Genomic DNA, 16,484 nt, shown 5'->3' with positions numbered 1-16,484 from the left:
CTAGGTTGCCTTTTTTCATTATTGAAACTGTTCCTTACGCGCAACAAGGACGTGATGCTGCGTAGGATTTTCTCTCAGGTATGCCATGTCGCTGACAACAGAAAATCAATTAAAGACGACGCTTGCTCAATGCAAAAAAGCCTTGCTGCTCGTTGTTGTATTCAGCTTTGTTCTCAATTTACTCGTGTTAGCCGTACCGCTGTACATGCTGCAAATTTATGATCGGGTGATCAGTTCGCGGTCAGTCGACACACTGATCTTACTCACGGTGATCACCGTATTTGCCCTCTTCACCATGGCCGCATTGGAAAACGTTCGAACTCGCGTCATGATCCGAATTGGTGCATGGTTTGACCAAAGCCTTTCCCCCGATGTGTTGGCGGGCAGTATTGCCATGCAGTTGCGCAGGGGCGTATCCGCGTCAGTGCAAAGCTTACGAGATATCGCTGGGATACGCGCCTTTATCGGTGGGAATGCCGTAATTCCAGCGTTAGACGCACCATGGACACCGGTATTTCTTGGCTTTGTTTTTCTGCTTCATCCTCTCTTGGGCATTATCGCAACTGTCGGTGCACTGCTGCTCTTTGCCATTGCCATTATTAATGACAAGGTCACGAAGAAAGCCCACAAGGAAGCCAATGAGTCCGCCATTCTCGCAATGCAACAGGCCGAGTCGGCAGCACGTAATGCCGATGCCATTGAAGCCATGGGCATCATGCGGAACTTTATTCGCAATTGGACAGAACTGAATAACCAAAGTATTGATGGGCAAATCACGGCAAATTCAAAAGGGGCATTGCTGACTGCTACGTCTAAATTCCTTCGTATGGTGCTGCAAATTGCCATGCTTGGTGTGGGTGCATGGTTGGTTATACAAAATCAACTCACGCCAGGCGCGATGATCGCAGGCTCCATTTTAATGGCGCGGGCCTTGGCGCCTGTCGAACAATCAATCAGTGCATGGGGTACTGCGATTTCAGCCAAACAAAGTTATGCGCGATTGAAAGAGCAGATCCCGTTATTTCCTGAACGCGCCAAATCCATGCCTTTACCCAAGCCCAAAGGCAATGTGTCTGTTGAGAAAATGACCTACTTCCATCCCGGCCTGTCAGAACCGGTCTTGCACGGTATAACCTTCAAGCTCAACGCGGGAGAAGCCTTAGGTATCATCGGTCCGTCAGGCACGGGCAAGTCGACGTTAGCCCGTCTTTTACTCGGTAATCTGATTTCTAACGCTGGCACCGTCAGGCTCGACAATATGGACGTCTCCAAGTGGGACCCTGACGATCTGGGGCCACATTGTGGCTATCTGCCACAAGATGTGGAGTTGTTCCCTGGTAGCATTCGCCACAACATTGCGCGCATGGCTGAAGGTGAGCCGGATGCCGTCATTCACGCCGCAAAGCTGGCGGGTTGCCATGAACTTATTCTTCGCCAACCCCAAGGTTATGACACGGTGGTTGGAGAGCGCGGACTGGGACTTTCTGGCGGCGAACGTCAACGCATCGCACTCGCACGTGCATTATATGGCGACCCAAGTTTGATCATTCTTGATGAAGCCAACGCTAACCTTGATGGCGTGGGTGAAGTCGCGTTGCAACGCGCAATTGCCTATCTCAAATCCCGCAATGCGACAGTGATTCTGGTAGGCCATCGCCCAAGCATGATGCAGACAATGGATAAGCTGATGGTGCTACAAGACAGCCAGATCAGAGCCTTTGGCGAGCGCGATGAAGTCCTCAAACCGCTATTAGAGCAAAGTGCCGCAATTGCAGCGAAAGGAGGCAGAAAATGACAGAAATACCTGCTGTTCGTCAGTTAAGCCTCATCGGATTTGGTTTTATTGCCTTATTCTTTGGTACCTTCGGCGTCTGGTCTATATTCAGCCCACTAGAAGGAGCATCTATTGCACCAGGGGTTGTGACCATCGATTCGCAGCGGAAAACCGTCCAACATTTGGAAGGTGGCATTATCGATAAAATTCAGGTTGCTGAAGGCGCTATCATTGAAAAAGGCCAGCCACTGATCATTCTTGATGACACACAGGCACGCGCTCGACTCACACAACTCCTCAGTAAACAGCGCAACGCTATTGCCCGAGAAGCCCGTTTAATTGCCGAACGGGATAACGAAGACAATATCGAGTTTGGCGAGGTGCTATTGACGCAACGTGATAACCCACGAGTGGATGAATTGCTGACCAATCAGCAGCGAATTTTCGAAGCGCGACGCGGTTTCTATATCTCCCAGCGAGAAATCATCAATAAGCAGCTGGCGCAGAATAACGCTGAACTGGAAGGGCAACAAAAGCGTCTAGAGATTGAAAAGCGTCGTTTGTCGATCATCGGTGAGGAAATTGCAGGGAACCGTCAACTTGCTGAAAAAGGCTATGTCAGCAAAACGCAGGTACTTCGTCTAGAACGCGAAGAAACACAAATCTTGAGTACAATCAGTCAACTGCAATCGAACGCCAGCCGTCTCGCGCAAAACATGGCGGAAAATCAGGCTCAACTAAAAGAGCAAGAACTTGAACGGATTAAAGACATCGTTGAAAGCTTACGGGAAAGCCGAGAAGAACACTACGAGGTGGATGAGCAGTTAGCCGCCGCGCAGGATGTGCTGGAAAGGACCATCATCATCGCGCCACTAAGCGGTACGGTTCTTAACCTGCAAGTTTACTCCGAAGAAGGCGTTATCTCCCCAGACCAACCACTGTTAGACATTGTCCCTGTCGATGAAAAAATGGTGATAGAGGCGCGTGTTAATCCAGCCGATATTGATCAGGTCGGGCATGGCATGAAAGCACAGATTCGCTTGACGGCTTTAAGCATGCGAGCAGTGAAACCCCTTAATGGTGAGCTGCTCACCGTCTCTGCCGACAGGTTAATCGACGACCAATCCGGAGAGGCCTATTACCTCGCAAGGGTTCAGCTAATAGACGATATCAGCGCGGTTCTCGATGGCGTTGATTTGTATCCGGGTATGCAGGCAGAGGTCATGTTACTGACAGAGCCCAGAACACCCATTGAATACCTGACAAAACCCCTGACAGAGAGCCTGAATCGCGCCTTCAGAGAGGAGTAACACCATTCGTTATTTCCAGTCTTTTTTAACACCAAAGCATGACATACCTATGTATTAATAAATGTACGTAAACGAATAATTCACTGTGACAATTTGAAAACCTCTCAGAATTAACACAAATCGCTGGCATTTTCGTGACCTTAATCACTGAAGCTGGCATTTTGTACAGAAAATTTAGCATATTACTCTTTCTTCTCTCAGCGACAACTTGCATACACCGAGAGGAAAAATGGGGCAAAGTTCATCTTCTCTATCCGCTTTGAGACTGGTTTACTGACGGCAAATATGAAGAAACCACATTCAAGCAAAATGACAAACCAACTAGCCAGCTTGGGATGTGTGGTTTACTTTTTAATATATGAATTGCAATAAAAAGCGCACTTCTTTTGCCAGCGTCACAGTTTGAGAGCTAGTGTTATGAACAGCAGAAAGATTCGAACACATGGCGCGGAATTCGCCATCCTTTATCGACTCTGTGATTTAGCGGTCATAGGCTCTTCTCTCGCGGCTGCGAGCTACTTGCATTTAGGCAGTGTTGTTCATGATTGGTTAGTGATCGGTACACTGATTTCCGTTTGTTATCTGCTGTTTGCCGAAAGTGCACACCTCTACCGCTCCTGGCGTGTCAGTAACTTCCAAGGCCAAATGATGGCCACCTTACTGCCGTGGTTTGGCGCATGCGCTTTGCTGGTCGCATTTTTCTTTTTTTCTAAAACCGGCGAAGAATTTTCACGCATCGTCATGTTTCTCTGGTTTGTCATTGGTGGAACAGGACTCATTCTCTGGCGTTACATTGCGCGTTCAGCCCTCAGTAAATTACGCAACTATGGATTTAATACGCGTCGAGCCGCAATCATTGGCACCACAGCGAATGGCATTGAGCTTGCGAAAGAATTTAAGCGTAACCATGCACTGGGTATTGAGTTGCAGGGATTTTATGAAGACCGATGTGCTGACCGCATTGAAGGCGGCCTCCCATCGCCCATGCTCGGCAAAGTTAATGAAGCACTAGAGCAAGCCAAACAAGGTAACTTGCAGCATGTGTATATTGCGATGCCGATGCACGCGAAAGACCGTATTGCGCGATACCTAAACCAATTCGCAGACACCACTGCTACCACGTATTTGGTACCGGATTTCTTTACCTACAACTTGCTCCACAGTCGTTGGCAAACCATCGGTCATGTGCATACGCTCAGTGTCTTTGATACACCATTCAGCGGTGTGTCTGCTTGGGCAAAACGACTGGAAGACATCCTTCTGTCCGTGCTGATCCTTCTACTCATTTCCCCCATCATGATTGGCGTAGCGCTTGGCGTAAAACTCTCCTCGGCTGGCCCAGTCATCTTTAAGCAGTATCGTTATGGTCTTGATGGAAGAAAAATTGAGGTGTGGAAATTCCGTTCAATGTCTGTGATGGACAACGGTGACAGCGTCAAACAAGCCACCAAGAATGACCCTCGCGTCACCCCTTTTGGGGCATTTATCCGTCGCACATCGCTCGATGAATTACCGCAGTTTTTTAATGTACTGCAAGGGTCGATGTCGATCGTTGGTCCTCGTCCACATGCTGTTGCACACAACGAGCAATACCGGGCCATTGTTGATCGCTACATGTTGCGACACAAAGTAAAACCCGGCATCACAGGATGGGCTCAAATCAACGGTTATCGCGGCGAAACCGACACACTCGATAAAATGGAAAAACGCATTCAGTTTGATCTGGAGTACATCCAGAACTGGTCATTGTGGATGGACATCAAGATTGTTATCGCCACCGTGTTTAAAGGTTTTGTCGGAAAAGCGGCATATTAAGGAGGATTGAATGAAGCAAAAAAATGCAGGCTTCTACCTGCTGTTATTCCTTCCCTTATCTGCATTTGCCGTGGAGCCTTTGCCTTACCAAACCGACAATGGCATAGACATTACGCCCTCGCTAGAAATGAGCGTCGGCCACAATGACAATGTCCGGCGGACAGAGAACGACACCGTCAGTTCCCCCCGATTTGTCATCTCACCCAAGGTGATCGCACAACTCGAAACAGACCGTGGCGCGTATCAATTCGACTACCGATTTGATGCGTTCAGCTACAGCAACAGCAACAGCAGTGACGATGATTTTATTGATCATCGTGCGCATGCGGCGGCGTTTTGGATGTTTGATATTCGTCATCGCTTGCGATTGGACTATGTCTTTCGCATGACCCATGAGCCAAGAGGGACGGGTTTAACGGAGGGAATAAGCCTCGCTGTCGATGAACCGCTTCGTTTCAATCATCAGGATATCAACGCGCGCTACACCTACGGCGCAGCCGGAGCAAAAGGTCGGTTGGTGGGTATCATTGGGTATGAAGATAAGAAGTACAAGGATGAAACGTTCGTTCGTAACAGTCAGGTTGAAGAAACGCGCTATTACGACTGGGAACAGCCTTACCTCAGCGGTGAGTTTTACTACGCTTTCTCCAGTTATTTTCATGCCGTCACCATCGCGCGATACGAAACCAGAAGCTACCAGTACATCGATCCCGACCCCGGCTACACGCGTGACAGTAAAAATACCTTCTTGTATGGCGGTGTTGAATGGGAAGTCACGGGAAAAACGACAGGCAATGTGCTCATCGGTTGGCAAAACAAAGATTTTGACGATCACCGACGCAGTGACTTCAACGGACTGAGTTGGCGGCTCAATGTTAGCTGGGCACCCACTGACTACAGCGAGTTACGCTTCGAAGGCCGCGACTATGCCAGAGACCCGGACATTCAAGGCGACTATGTCCAAGACCAATCAGTGCGCCTTGAATGGGACCACAACTGGACACCTCGCTTTTCCTCCCTTGTCTCAACACGCTATGGCATTAATGACTACCCGGGCGACTTTCGAAAAGACAAGGACACGACATTAGGGCTTACGCTCGTCTACAGTTTACAGCGTTGGTGGGATATTTCTGTGGGTGCATCTCACTTCAACCGAGACTCAACCTTTAACGGTTATAGCTACGACCAGACGCTTTACTTTTTAGGGACGGAGATAAGCCTTTGATACGCCAACTTGCTGCTATTTTATTGCTGTTCATTCCGTTAGTTGCCAATGCCGCCAGCGAAGACAAGTACGTGCTCGATGATGGCGATCGTATCTCTATCAAAGTCTATGGCGAGGATGATCTCTCCATGGACATATTACTCAGTGCAAGGGGACAGTTTAACTACCCGTATTTAGGCCGGATCCAAGCTGCGGGAAAATCCGTTGGAGACCTTCAATATCTGATAGCAAAAGGCCTAAGAGGCGATTACCTCGTCGACCCGAAAGTCACGGTCAATGTGATCCAGTTTCGCAAATTTTATGTTAATGGCGAGGTCAATCATCCCGGAGGTTACGATTTCCAGCCCGGTTTGACCGTGGGTAAAGCTATCGCCATCGCAGGCGGTTTTACCGATCGCGCATCAAGAAACAAGATACAAAAAACCGAAGCCAAAAACGGAGATACTCATAAAAACGTTGGCTTATCCCAAGCAGTTAGCCCAGGTGACATCATTGTTGTAGAGCAAAGCTTTTTCTAATTTTTGCGCTTTTTACAAGGACGACATCAACATGAAAATCATTGAGCCAAATCAGGTCAACGAGACACCTCGAATCGACTTCAAACGATTTGTAAATGTACTCGGTCGTTACTGGTTCCCCATTGCTCTTTTCGTTGTTCTTGTTACTGCTGTCGCCACGCTGTTTGTGTTGTCTATTCAGCCAGTCTACAGGGCCACCGCAACCCTTCTGATCGAATCCAGCACCAACAAAACAGTATCCATTGAAGAAGTGTATGCACTTGATACTAATAAAAAAATACTACCAAACGCAATTCGAAATTCTTCGCTCTTCGCATATCGCCGAAAGCGTCATCGACGAACTGGGACTGGCGAACCTGCCAGAATTTAACAGCTTGGTTGGCAAACCCTCTGCGCGCGATCAACTGCTCACACTGCTGCGCCAAATTGACGGTTTAGACGGTTTCCTGCCCAAACCGATAGCGCCATCTACCGATCCAAACAGTGAAGTCGCAAAGCGAGCCGTGCTGAAAAAATTCAAATCGCACTTCGCCATAGAGCCAATCCGCTATACACAACTGGTGCGCATTCATTTCGATTCAGCGAATCCTGAATTAGCGGCAAAAGTGGCAAATGCCGTCGGCAATGCGTATATCGAGTCAAATTTAGAAGCGCGTTTACTGGCAACACAAACCGCGTCAACCTGGCTGACAGAGCGTCTCGCCGTGCTGGAAGACAGTCTTGAAGCCGCCGAATTTGCGCTGACAGATTTCCTCAGGCAAGAAGGATTGATAGAGCTCGATGATATCGATGAGTTGGCAGGCACAGAACTCACTAACCTGACAATCCGTGTTTCTGAAGCCAAAGAGCGCCGCGTAGCCGCTGAAGCAATTTATTCCTTACTTCAATCAAGCGGTAGCAGCGCCGCTAGCTTGCTGTCAGTCCCTGAGATTTCCAATCATCCACAGGTTCGTGATGTGAAAAGCGCGGAGATAGATGCGGAACGAAAAGTTTCTGAGCTTGCGAAACGTTATGGCCCCAAACACGACAAAATGATCCAAGCCCGCGCACAACTGGACGCTGTAAGAGCTCGCTCGCGTGCTGTTATCAGAGAGTTAGGCATAGGCATAGGCATACAAAAAGAGTTGGATAACGCCATAAAACAAGAAGCGGCATTGGTTGCTGATCTGGAAAACAAAAAAGGTGACTACCAAAACATTACTGGAAAACGTGCGCAGTATGATGCGCTGAAAAGAGACGTGGACTCCAACCGTCAGCTCTATGAAATGTTCTTGAATCGGCAAAAAGAAACCACTGCCACCAGTGATTTTGAATCCCTCAATGCTCGCTTCACGGACAAGGCAAAATCGCCGCAAGACCCATTTCGACCTCAAACGACGAAATTAATCGTGATCAGTGCCGCATTCGCCTTATTGATAGCCATCATGGGTGCTTTCCTTGCAGACGCTTACCGCAATACCATTGAAAAGCCAGATGATGTTGAGGAGAAGCTCGGTTTGCAGCAGTTAGGATTTTTACCTCGGGTAAAGGTAAAGCGTTTTAAACAGACCCCGATAGATCACACACTGTATCTTGACCCTGATGCGGCTTTATTCAGTGAATCTGTACGGACAATCCGTACGTCAATTCTTCTTACTTTGGCCAATAGCCACCGAAAAGTGCTGTCTGTTACGTCGTCCCTCCCATCAGAGGGGAAAACAACGGTCGCACTGAACCTCGCCCAATCGCTCGCAACGATGGAGCGCACGTTGCTCATCGACTGCGATTTACGTGTTCCCGCTATCGGCCAGCGTTATGGGCTACCTCGAAATCAGGCCGGCCTGACAAACATATTGGTCATGGGAGCCTCTCACACTGAGTGCATCTACCACGACGAGGACTCGTCACTGGATATTTTGCCCGCAGGCCTGTTGCCACCCAATCCACAAGAACTGTTGAGTTCACCGAAATTTGCAGCGCTCTTGAATCAGCTCAAGCAAAGCTACGATCGCATCGTGCTCGACACTCCACCAGTGCAGATTGTCAGCGACAGCCTGATCCTTGGAAAACTGGCCGGTGGCATGATTTTGGTGGTTAAAGCCGAATCAACGACAGAGAAACAAATCAATCAAACCGTAGGGCAATTGGTGCGCCATGACATCACAATTGATGGTGTCGTGCTCAACCAACTCTCCAGCAAATATGCGGAGGAAAAATATAAGCTGCACTATGGTTATTACAATAACAACAAACAAAACGATGAAACGTTAGAAGCCAGCTAGGATGCTGACGTTACAAGGACAAACGGATAATAATGAAAACCAATTTTGATGTATTTAACGGAGATGCTGATGGGATTTGCGCGCTCATTCAGCTACGTCTCGCCACGCCAAAAGACAGTGTTTTAATTACCGGGGTTAAGCGAGATATAGCCCTGTTGAAACAAGTTGACCCCGCCATAGCTCAAGACGTAACTGTCCTGGATGTGGCCATGGGGAAAAATCGCTGCGCCCTTGATAACCTGTTATCTGAAGGGGTGAGAGTGTTTTATGCCGACCACCATAACCCTGACGATGTGCCAGATCACCCATCCCTCACGACGCACATCAATACCGCCGCGAACACCTGCACCAGCCTGATCATCGATAAACTCTTGGATGGGCGTTATCGTGAATGGGCTTTAGTGGGCGCATATGGCGACAACATGATTGCGGTAGCAGACACCTTGGGTAAAAAGTCCGGCCTAAGTGAACAAGACCGCCAGAAGCTTAAGCAATTTGGTACCTATCTTAATTACAACGGCTACGGTGCATCACTGGCTGATTTACTGTTTTCGCCGGCTGAAATCTACAAACTCATGGCTGCCTATCCGTCGCCATTTAACGTTATCGCTGAGCGTCCTGATATTTATGCCACCCTAGAAAATGGCTTTATCAGTGACAGTGAAAAGGCGGCCTCAATCGTTCCCTATTCTGAACGAACAGGCTCTCGCGTCTTTATGCTACCTGACCAAGCATGGGCTAGGCGTATCAGCGGTGTTTTTTCCAATGAGTTAACCAACCGTGACCCAGACACAGCAAACGCAGTCATAACTGCCAGATCTGATGGAAATTACGTTGTAAGCATCCGCTCTCCTCTGAAAAACCGCATAGGCGCAGATGAACTCGCATCGTCATTTCCTACGGGCGGCGGCAGAAAAGCTGCGGCAGGGATTAATGCGTTACCGGCTGAGTTGCTGAACGAATTCATTGAAGCATTCCACCAGCGTTATCCGCTGGATACTTAAAAGGACTTGTCATGGTGGACATGATTGCGCTGAACCAAACCCATCTCAAACAACTGGAAAACGAGTCGATCCATATCATTCGTGAAGTTGCCGCTGAGTTTGATAATCCAGTCATGCTCTATTCGATTGGCAAAGACTCCGCAGTGATGCTGCATTTGGCGATGAAGGCATTTGCGCCTGGTAAGCCGCCGTTTCCTCTGCTGCATGTCGATACCACCTGGAAGTTTCGCGAAATGATCACGTTTCGCGATGCCTTGACCAAAAAGCTCGGATTGGAATTACTGGTTCACATTAACCAAGATGGTGTCGACATGGGGATGAATCCCTTTGAGCACGGCAGTGCAAAGCATACTGACATCATGAAAACCCAAGCCCTCAAACAGGCACTCGACAAATATGGCTTTGATGCCGCCTTCGGTGGCGCACGTCGCGATGAAGAAAAGAGCCGAGCCAAAGAGCGCGTGTACTCGTTTCGTGATAAGCATCATCGCTGGGATCCTAAAAACCAGCGCCCTGAACTATGGGATACCTACAACGGTCGCGTGAATAAAGGCGAGAGCATTCGCGTGTTCCCGCTATCCAATTGGACCGAACTGGATATCTGGCAATACATCTATCTGGAAAACATCAACATTGTGCCTCTTTACTACGCTAAAGAGCGCCCGGTGGTTGAGCGAGACGGTACATTAATCATGGTCGACGATGACCGCATGCCTTTAGAAAAAGGCGAAGTACCTCAGATGAAATCGGTACGCTTTCGGACGCTAGGATGCTACCCCTTAACTGGGGCCGTGGAGTCCACCGCAGCAACACTGCCTGAAATTATTCAGGAAATGTTGCTGACCAAAACCTCTGAACGACAAGGCCGTGTGATAGACCACGATCAGGCCGGTTCAATGGAACAAAAGAAACGAGAAGGCTACTTCTAAAAAGCCTCATTTAGAAAATATTTAGAATTTCGCTTGTCTGCACAAGGAGTGACTCATGAGCCACAGTTCAGCGCTTATTGCGACGGACATTGAAGCTTATCTCCACCAGCATGAAAATAAAGATCTGCTGAGGCTTCTCACCTGCGGCAGTGTTGACGATGGTAAATCGACGCTGATCGGCCGCTTGCTTTACGACACCAAACTGATCTTTGAAGATCATATGTCATCGCTACATAAAGACAATGCACGCGTTGGAAACGCGGGGGATGCTCTCGATCTCGCATTACTCGTGGACGGCCTCCAATCTGAGCGAGAGCAAGGCATCACCATTGATGTCGCCTACCGCTATTTTTCCACTGAAAAGCGCAAATTTATCATTGCAGATTGCCCTGGACATGAGCAGTACACCCGCAACATGGCAACAGGCGCGTCGAACTGTGAACTTGCCATTGTGATGGTGGATGCGCGGAAAGGCTTACTGACGCAAACGCGCAGACACAGCTACATTGTCAGCAAGCTTGGGATCCGTCATATCGTTGTCGCTATAAATAAAATGGACCTCGTCAATTACAGTGAAAAGGTGTTTGCGTCGATCAAGGCAGACTATCAATCCATGGCCGAACAATTGGGGATCAACGATGTCCACTACGTGCCTATCTCCGCACTTGAAGGCGACAACGTCGTGTCTGTCAGTGAGAAAATGGATTGGTATCAAGGCGGATCACTCATGTCTTTACTTGAAGAGGTAGCGATCAGCCGCGATCAGGATCTTGAACACATGCGCTTTCCCGTCCAATTTGTAAATCGACCTAACGACGGCTTTCGCGGCTACTGCGGGACACTCGCTTCAGGGATTTTGCGCCAAGGCGATACTGTCGTTGCACTGCCATCCGGACAGCAAAGCAAAGTCAGCCGTATTGTGACCTACGATGGCGACCTCAACAGTGTTGCGCCAAACAACGCAATCACAGTGACACTGGAAGATGACATTGATGTCTCTCGCGGCGATATGCTGGCACACCCTGACACTGCGCCCAAACTGTCTGATCGGTTTACGGCGTCTTTGGTCTGGATGTCTCAAGATGCACTAAAAGTGCAGCACGACTACGACTTTAAATTCGCGACGCACAGCGTCACCGGACGTATCAGCAGCATCGCACACAAAATTGATATCAATACCTTTGAAACGCAACCGGCAACAACACTCGCGCTGAATGAAATTGGTTTGATTGAACTCCATGTCAATGCGGACGTAGCCGCTGACAACTATGCCGATATCCGTAAAACCGGGGCATTTATCGTGATAGACCGCCTGACCAATATCACCGTGGCGGCTGGCATGGTAGAAGCCGTTCGGACGTCGGAACAAGAAAAAGTCCAACGACAATACTCAGACGCCGAAATTGCGTTAAACCGCTTTATTCGAGAGCACTATCCCGAATGGGAAACCAAACCCATCGACTGACTCGGGGCGAAATGTGAATACAGTGACTCTCCCAGCAAACAAAGAAAAAGTGGCACTGACGACCGCGAAGGTTCTGCACATCATTAACGATCTTTCGCGTAATGGTGGCGCACAACGCTTTGTGATTGATCTCGTGTTACCACCACCTGCGGGTTATGAAATTCGCGTGATCACGCTTGATGATGACAATGACTTTAAGCAAGAACTGGAAGCGCAAGGAATTAGCTGCTTTGTATGGCGCTCTCTCTCATTGAAAGAGAAGTGGCAGCTACTTCGATGGCCGGATTTAATCCATGGCCACCTATTCCCGTCAAACTATCTCGCGCTGGCAGCATTTGGAAAAAAACGCATTCAGACCGAACACGCCACACATAACCGGCGGCGTGACCACATCTGGCTCAAACCCTTCGAGGTTTTTCTCTATTGGCGATACAACGTCACAGTGTGCATTACTGACCAAGTTAAACAAGCACTTGAGTCATTTGTGCCATGTTGGAAAAAGCACTATGAAGTGATTTTCAATGGGGTAGATCTGACCAAGTTTTCACTGCAACCCAAACAGCCCCCCGAAGACAATGCCACGATTAAGATTGGTATGGTTGGCCGTTTCCATGCTTACAAAGACCACCCTACCCTTATTCGTGCATTAAGCAGGTTGCCGAATAACTATGAACTTCATCTCGCTGGTGATGGCGATCGTAAAGACGAATATCGGCAATTGGTAAAGACGCTGGGGCTTGAGCAACGCGTTTTTTTTCATGGTGTTCAAGAGGACATCCCCACTTTTTTAGATTCTTTGACCCTCTATGTTCAAAGCTCGACGGTGGAAGGCTTTGGCTTGGCAGCCGTCGAGGCGATGGCTGCCGGAGTGCCGGTTCTTGCCACTCGCGTTGACGGAATGAAAGAGGTGATAGGTAACGACGCGTACCTGTTTGATGTGGGTGATGATGACGAATTGGCAGTAGAAATACGGGCACTGTGTACCCAGCCCACGACGTATCACAATGCCGCCGAGTATGCGGTCTCCCGTTGTCAGCGCTTTACACTCCAAACGTTTAGAACGCAGTATTACAAGACATATAAAAGGCTGATCAATGGCTAGGCCGCGGGAGCACCTGGCGGCATTCGCCGTGATACTTTTTTTTATCCCACTGCGAGTGTCCGTGGCGAATGTCGAATTATATTTCGCAGATTTGCTGGGGATCATTTCGATTGGCCTGTTGGCTATCTCCACTATCAGAGGAAAGCTGTTACACAGCACAACGAAAGCATCTGGCTTTATTCTTGTGTTCGTTATCTATATTTTTCTCTGCGGCTTGTACAACAACGTACCCACACTGCGTATCCTTATCGAGATGGTTCAGTGGCTTTCTATCGCTGCGTTTCTTGGGGTCTTACATCAAGAGAATCTGCTCGCCTCACCACGATTTTTGTCTCTCGTTGCCTTGTATGCTTTTGGCGGGGCTTGCTACACCGCAATTTGGCACCTGAGTCAGCCAGAATTCAATGACTTCAAACACCTTGAAAACACCAAGTATTTCTTCGGTTTTTGTTTCGCCATGCTTTACGTTATGCGCCACCAAATTCGGTTTAGTTACGTTTTTCTCACGGTTGCTTTCGTCTTACTCCTGATGTCAGGCGAACGCAAAGCCATGTTTGGAGTAGCAGCCATTCTGCTAGCAGATTACCTATTCTGCCGTCCACTTTCCGCGAAGCAACAGCATCATGTTCAAACGGTACTTCTGTTCTCAATCGCAAGTCTTGCGCTGATTCTCTTTTCGTTTTGGTATACGTGGGGAGCTCAGCCTTTTCTCGATGCGATCGAATTCAATCAATATGACGTGCTTTTTGCCGACCAGAATAAAGCACAGTGGGATTCGGAATTGTGGCGCAAATTGTTATTGGCTAATGGTTTTGAGCTTTTCCTCTCGCACCCTTGGATAGGCGTCGGACCCAAAATGCTGCCCGATTACCTATAACCCTTCTTTCTCAATCCAAACTTGGCAATTTACACCCATAACTTTGTGCTAGACGTGGGTATTGAGTATGGCACCGTTGGTTTGTTAATCCTTATTGGCGGTTTTTTGCTGGGTACACGACGGCTTTACCAACAAAGGTTCCAAAACCCCGTGGCCTTTTTATTGTCCGTTTACATTCTCGCTATGGTGCTGTTTGTCGCAGTGAACAGCACCATAATGCTGATGTTCCTGTTGCCATTTTTCGTTAATACCCGCGTCGAAACCTTGTCTCCGGTTCCTCAAAAAGCCGCCTTCATCAGAACGTCTGTTTCCGTGCATCGTCATCACACCAAGGAGAAATCATGATAGCGAGTCTTTCCCGACAAAAAGCCTTCGACCAACGATTGAAAGATCCGTGTTTTGTGTTGGTCTACCAAATGGGAAAAGTCGGCTCGTCCTCCATTGAAGCGTCGCTGGAGCAGGCGCACATCCCAAGCTGGCACATCCACACTTTTGACGACAACGAAGAATTCCAGATGTACCGCAATACTAAAGACGTTGCCTGTTTTTTCGATTGGCATGTCAGGACGGGCTATAAACTGGCACTGGCCCATCGACGGCGCATTCTTCAAAAAAGAGAGACGCTCAAGATCATCTCCTTGGTTAGGGATCCTGTCGCAACCGTGGTCTCTCGCTTTTTTCAGGACGTGCACATTCAGTTTGTCGCCGGGAAGAAAAATGAGGCCATTCACGGCGATATTGATAAAACACTGGCGCACCTCTTTCAGGCTTTTGATAGTCAAATCAAACTGGATTACTTCACAGATTGGTTCGACAGAGAGTTAAAACGTCAATTTAATATCGATATTTTTCAGCATGTTCACGATCCCTCTCGCCCTTACTGGACAATGACGGAGGGAGGCCGAGATGTGCTCTTAATGAAGTGTGAAGCAATTAATGACTCTGCTGACGCTTTGTCTTCTTTCCTGTCAGCGCCTGATTTCGTCCTGACCACCAGCAATGATTCGACGAACAAATGGTATTCCGAACTCTACCACCAGTTCAAACGCACCTATCCTTTTGAAAAATTGTTTCATTTGTACGATGCGCCATTGTATCAAGCCATCTACAGTGAATATGAGAGAAATGCATTTAAGAATAAATGGGGACAGTGATGAGAACCGTACTCCATATCACCGAAGCATTCGGCGGAGGCATTCAAACCGCCCTTTGCAGCTACGTTCGCTCAACAGCTGAAGACCCCATTCGTCACCTTTTGCTCGCGCGAAAACGCCCAAACGATGACATTGACTTGGCTTTTGAAGAACTATTCAGTGAAGTACAAACGGTTGAAGGGAGTTTGCTCTCTTTTTTCATCCACGCGAGAAAAGTCGTACTACAAACTCAACCTGACATTATCCATTTGCATTCAAGCTTTGCTGGCTTTCTTGGGCGGTATCTACCAAGGGGAAACGCAAAAATTGTCTATACCCCACACTGCTATGCCTTCGAACGACGCGACATTTCTCCTTTCATGCAGCGAATCTACATGAGGCTTGAAACCATTGGGTTATCGCGCATTGATATTGTCGCTGGATGCAGCAACAGGGAGTGCGAATTAGCGCAAGAATTAGGTGCCAAAAAAGCGTACCACCTTAACAACTACGCTGAGATCGACTCGATATCTTTCGCCTCGGGTATCGCCCCAAAACAAAATGGCAATGGCCCATATTCCGTGGTGGTGGTTGGTCGTATTTCCCCGCAAAAAGACCCCGATTTTTTACTGAATACTCTGATCAACCTCAAGCTGTATCCGGAAGGGAGAAACATCACGCTGCATTGGCTTGGAGGCGGCCCCCCCGAAATGGAAAAAAAACTTTTGGACGCAGGCATTGAGGTCTCCGGCATGATCCCCCACACCCAATTGATGCAACGTCTCAACGATGCCGATTTGTACCTGCACACCGCCGCGTGGGAAGGGATGCCGCTTACGCTATTGGAGGCTGCTAAACTGAACATTCCGATGGTTTACGCATCATCGGTGCGACTCAAAACATGCGTTACCCCTTCATGGTCAGCACGCCCGAGGCTATGGCGAAACAAATCGTGAACTTTTGTCGTCGTCCCAATCATCCCGATTATCAACAGGCTTTAGAAGCTATCAATGACACCTTCAGCGCGGAGAAACAACGCACTGCACTTATTATGATTTACGGCAGCTAGTG

14 protein-coding genes and 1 pseudogene are annotated in these 16,484 nt (G+C 48.4%); all 15 read left to right on the top strand.

Annotated elements, in window-relative coordinates; genetic code table 11:
* The first annotated feature begins 85 nt into the window (after positions 1-85).
* Positions 86-1,795: a type I secretion system permease/ATPase gene (locus B5D35_RS00915; RefSeq protein WP_078750748.1), complete on the top strand. Its 1,710-nt coding sequence runs from the start codon at positions 86-88 to the stop codon at positions 1,793-1,795.
* Positions 1,792-3,084, top strand: a complete 1,293-nt coding sequence (locus B5D35_RS00910; RefSeq protein WP_078750747.1) for an HlyD family type I secretion periplasmic adaptor subunit — start codon at positions 1,792-1,794, stop codon at positions 3,082-3,084. The genes B5D35_RS00915 and B5D35_RS00910 overlap by 4 nt, the downstream gene beginning before the upstream one ends.
* A 417-nt stretch (positions 3,085-3,501) precedes the next feature.
* Positions 3,502-4,899, top strand: a complete 1,398-nt coding sequence (locus tag B5D35_RS00905) for an undecaprenyl-phosphate glucose phosphotransferase (protein ID WP_078750746.1) — start codon at positions 3,502-3,504, stop codon at positions 4,897-4,899.
* 10 nt (positions 4,900-4,909) lie between these two features.
* Positions 4,910-6,124, top strand: a complete 1,215-nt coding sequence (locus tag B5D35_RS00900) for an outer membrane beta-barrel protein (protein ID WP_078750745.1) — start codon at positions 4,910-4,912, stop codon at positions 6,122-6,124.
* A gap of 17 nt (positions 6,125-6,141) precedes the next feature.
* Entirely contained in the window at positions 6,142-6,642 is a 501-nt protein-coding gene (locus B5D35_RS00895) for a polysaccharide biosynthesis/export family protein (protein ID WP_244556474.1), read from the top strand.
* 31 nt (positions 6,643-6,673) lie between these two features.
* A complete protein-coding gene (locus B5D35_RS24690) occupies positions 6,674-7,012 on the top strand; it encodes a Wzz/FepE/Etk N-terminal domain-containing protein (protein ID WP_244556470.1) in 339 nt (112 codons plus the stop codon).
* Positions 6,903-8,903, top strand: coding sequence for a GumC family protein (locus tag B5D35_RS00890; RefSeq protein ID WP_244556469.1), 2,001 nt, complete (start codon positions 6,903-6,905; stop codon positions 8,901-8,903). The genes B5D35_RS24690 and B5D35_RS00890 overlap by 110 nt, the downstream gene beginning before the upstream one ends.
* Before the next feature lie 32 nt (positions 8,904-8,935).
* A complete protein-coding gene (locus B5D35_RS00885) occupies positions 8,936-9,907 on the top strand; it encodes a DHH family phosphoesterase (RefSeq protein ID WP_078750743.1) in 972 nt (323 codons plus the stop codon).
* Between the two features lie 11 nt (positions 9,908-9,918).
* A complete protein-coding gene (cysD, locus tag B5D35_RS00880) occupies positions 9,919-10,836 on the top strand; it encodes a sulfate adenylyltransferase subunit CysD (RefSeq protein ID WP_101210173.1) in 918 nt (305 codons plus the stop codon).
* Positions 10,837-10,891: 55 nt separating this feature from the next.
* Positions 10,892-12,301: a sulfate adenylyltransferase subunit CysN gene (gene cysN / locus B5D35_RS00875; protein ID WP_078750742.1), complete on the top strand. Its 1,410-nt coding sequence runs from the start codon at positions 10,892-10,894 to the stop codon at positions 12,299-12,301.
* Between the two features lie 13 nt (positions 12,302-12,314).
* Positions 12,315-13,403, top strand: a complete 1,089-nt coding sequence (locus B5D35_RS00870; RefSeq protein WP_078750741.1) for a glycosyltransferase — start codon at positions 12,315-12,317, stop codon at positions 13,401-13,403.
* A complete protein-coding gene (locus B5D35_RS00865; RefSeq protein ID WP_244556468.1) occupies positions 13,396-14,280 on the top strand; it encodes an O-antigen ligase family protein in 885 nt (294 codons plus the stop codon). Before B5D35_RS00870 ends, B5D35_RS00865 begins: the two co-directional genes overlap by 8 nt.
* 21 nt (positions 14,281-14,301) lie before the next feature.
* On the top strand, positions 14,302-14,625 hold the full coding sequence (locus B5D35_RS24685; protein ID WP_244556467.1) for a hypothetical protein: 324 nt from the start codon (positions 14,302-14,304) through the stop codon (positions 14,623-14,625).
* Entirely contained in the window at positions 14,622-15,434 is an 813-nt protein-coding gene (locus B5D35_RS00860; protein ID WP_078750740.1) for a putative capsular polysaccharide synthesis family protein, read from the top strand. The genes B5D35_RS24685 and B5D35_RS00860 overlap by 4 nt, the downstream gene beginning before the upstream one ends.
* A pseudogene (locus B5D35_RS00855) lies at positions 15,434-16,482 on the top strand (glycosyltransferase family 4 protein). The gene B5D35_RS00860 and the pseudogene B5D35_RS00855 overlap by 1 nt, the downstream one beginning before the upstream one ends.
* Positions 16,483-16,484 lie beyond the last annotated feature (2 nt).

This window comes from Enterovibrio nigricans DSM 22720 (genome assembly GCF_900167155.1).
Taxonomy (GTDB): Bacteria; Pseudomonadota; Gammaproteobacteria; order Enterobacterales; family Vibrionaceae; genus Enterovibrio; species Enterovibrio nigricans.
Note: the sequence above shows the minus strand (reverse complement) of the source record. Positions and strands in the feature narration are given on the sequence as shown.

What these genes read in the sequence shown, in the direction of transcription:
- B5D35_RS00860 (WP_078750740.1), top strand. Translation starts at nt 14,622, where the DNA reads ATGATAGCGAGTCTTTCCCGACAAAAAGCCTTCGACCAACGATTGAAA.
- cysD (WP_101210173.1), top strand. Translation starts at nt 9,919, where the DNA reads ATGGTGGACATGATTGCGCTGAACCAAACCCATCTCAAACAACTGGAA.
- B5D35_RS00915 (WP_078750748.1), top strand. Translation starts at nt 86, where the DNA reads ATGTCGCTGACAACAGAAAATCAATTAAAGACGACGCTTGCTCAATGC.
- cysN (WP_078750742.1), top strand. Translation starts at nt 10,892, where the DNA reads ATGAGCCACAGTTCAGCGCTTATTGCGACGGACATTGAAGCTTATCTC.
- B5D35_RS24690 (WP_244556470.1), top strand. Translation starts at nt 6,674, where the DNA reads ATGAAAATCATTGAGCCAAATCAGGTCAACGAGACACCTCGAATCGAC.
- B5D35_RS00905 (WP_078750746.1), top strand. Translation starts at nt 3,502, where the DNA reads ATGAACAGCAGAAAGATTCGAACACATGGCGCGGAATTCGCCATCCTT.
- B5D35_RS00885 (WP_078750743.1), top strand. Translation starts at nt 8,936, where the DNA reads ATGAAAACCAATTTTGATGTATTTAACGGAGATGCTGATGGGATTTGC.
- B5D35_RS00910 (WP_078750747.1), top strand. Translation starts at nt 1,792, where the DNA reads ATGACAGAAATACCTGCTGTTCGTCAGTTAAGCCTCATCGGATTTGGT.
- B5D35_RS00900 (WP_078750745.1), top strand. Translation starts at nt 4,910, where the DNA reads ATGAAGCAAAAAAATGCAGGCTTCTACCTGCTGTTATTCCTTCCCTTA.
- B5D35_RS00865 (WP_244556468.1), top strand. Translation starts at nt 13,396, where the DNA reads ATGGCTAGGCCGCGGGAGCACCTGGCGGCATTCGCCGTGATACTTTTT.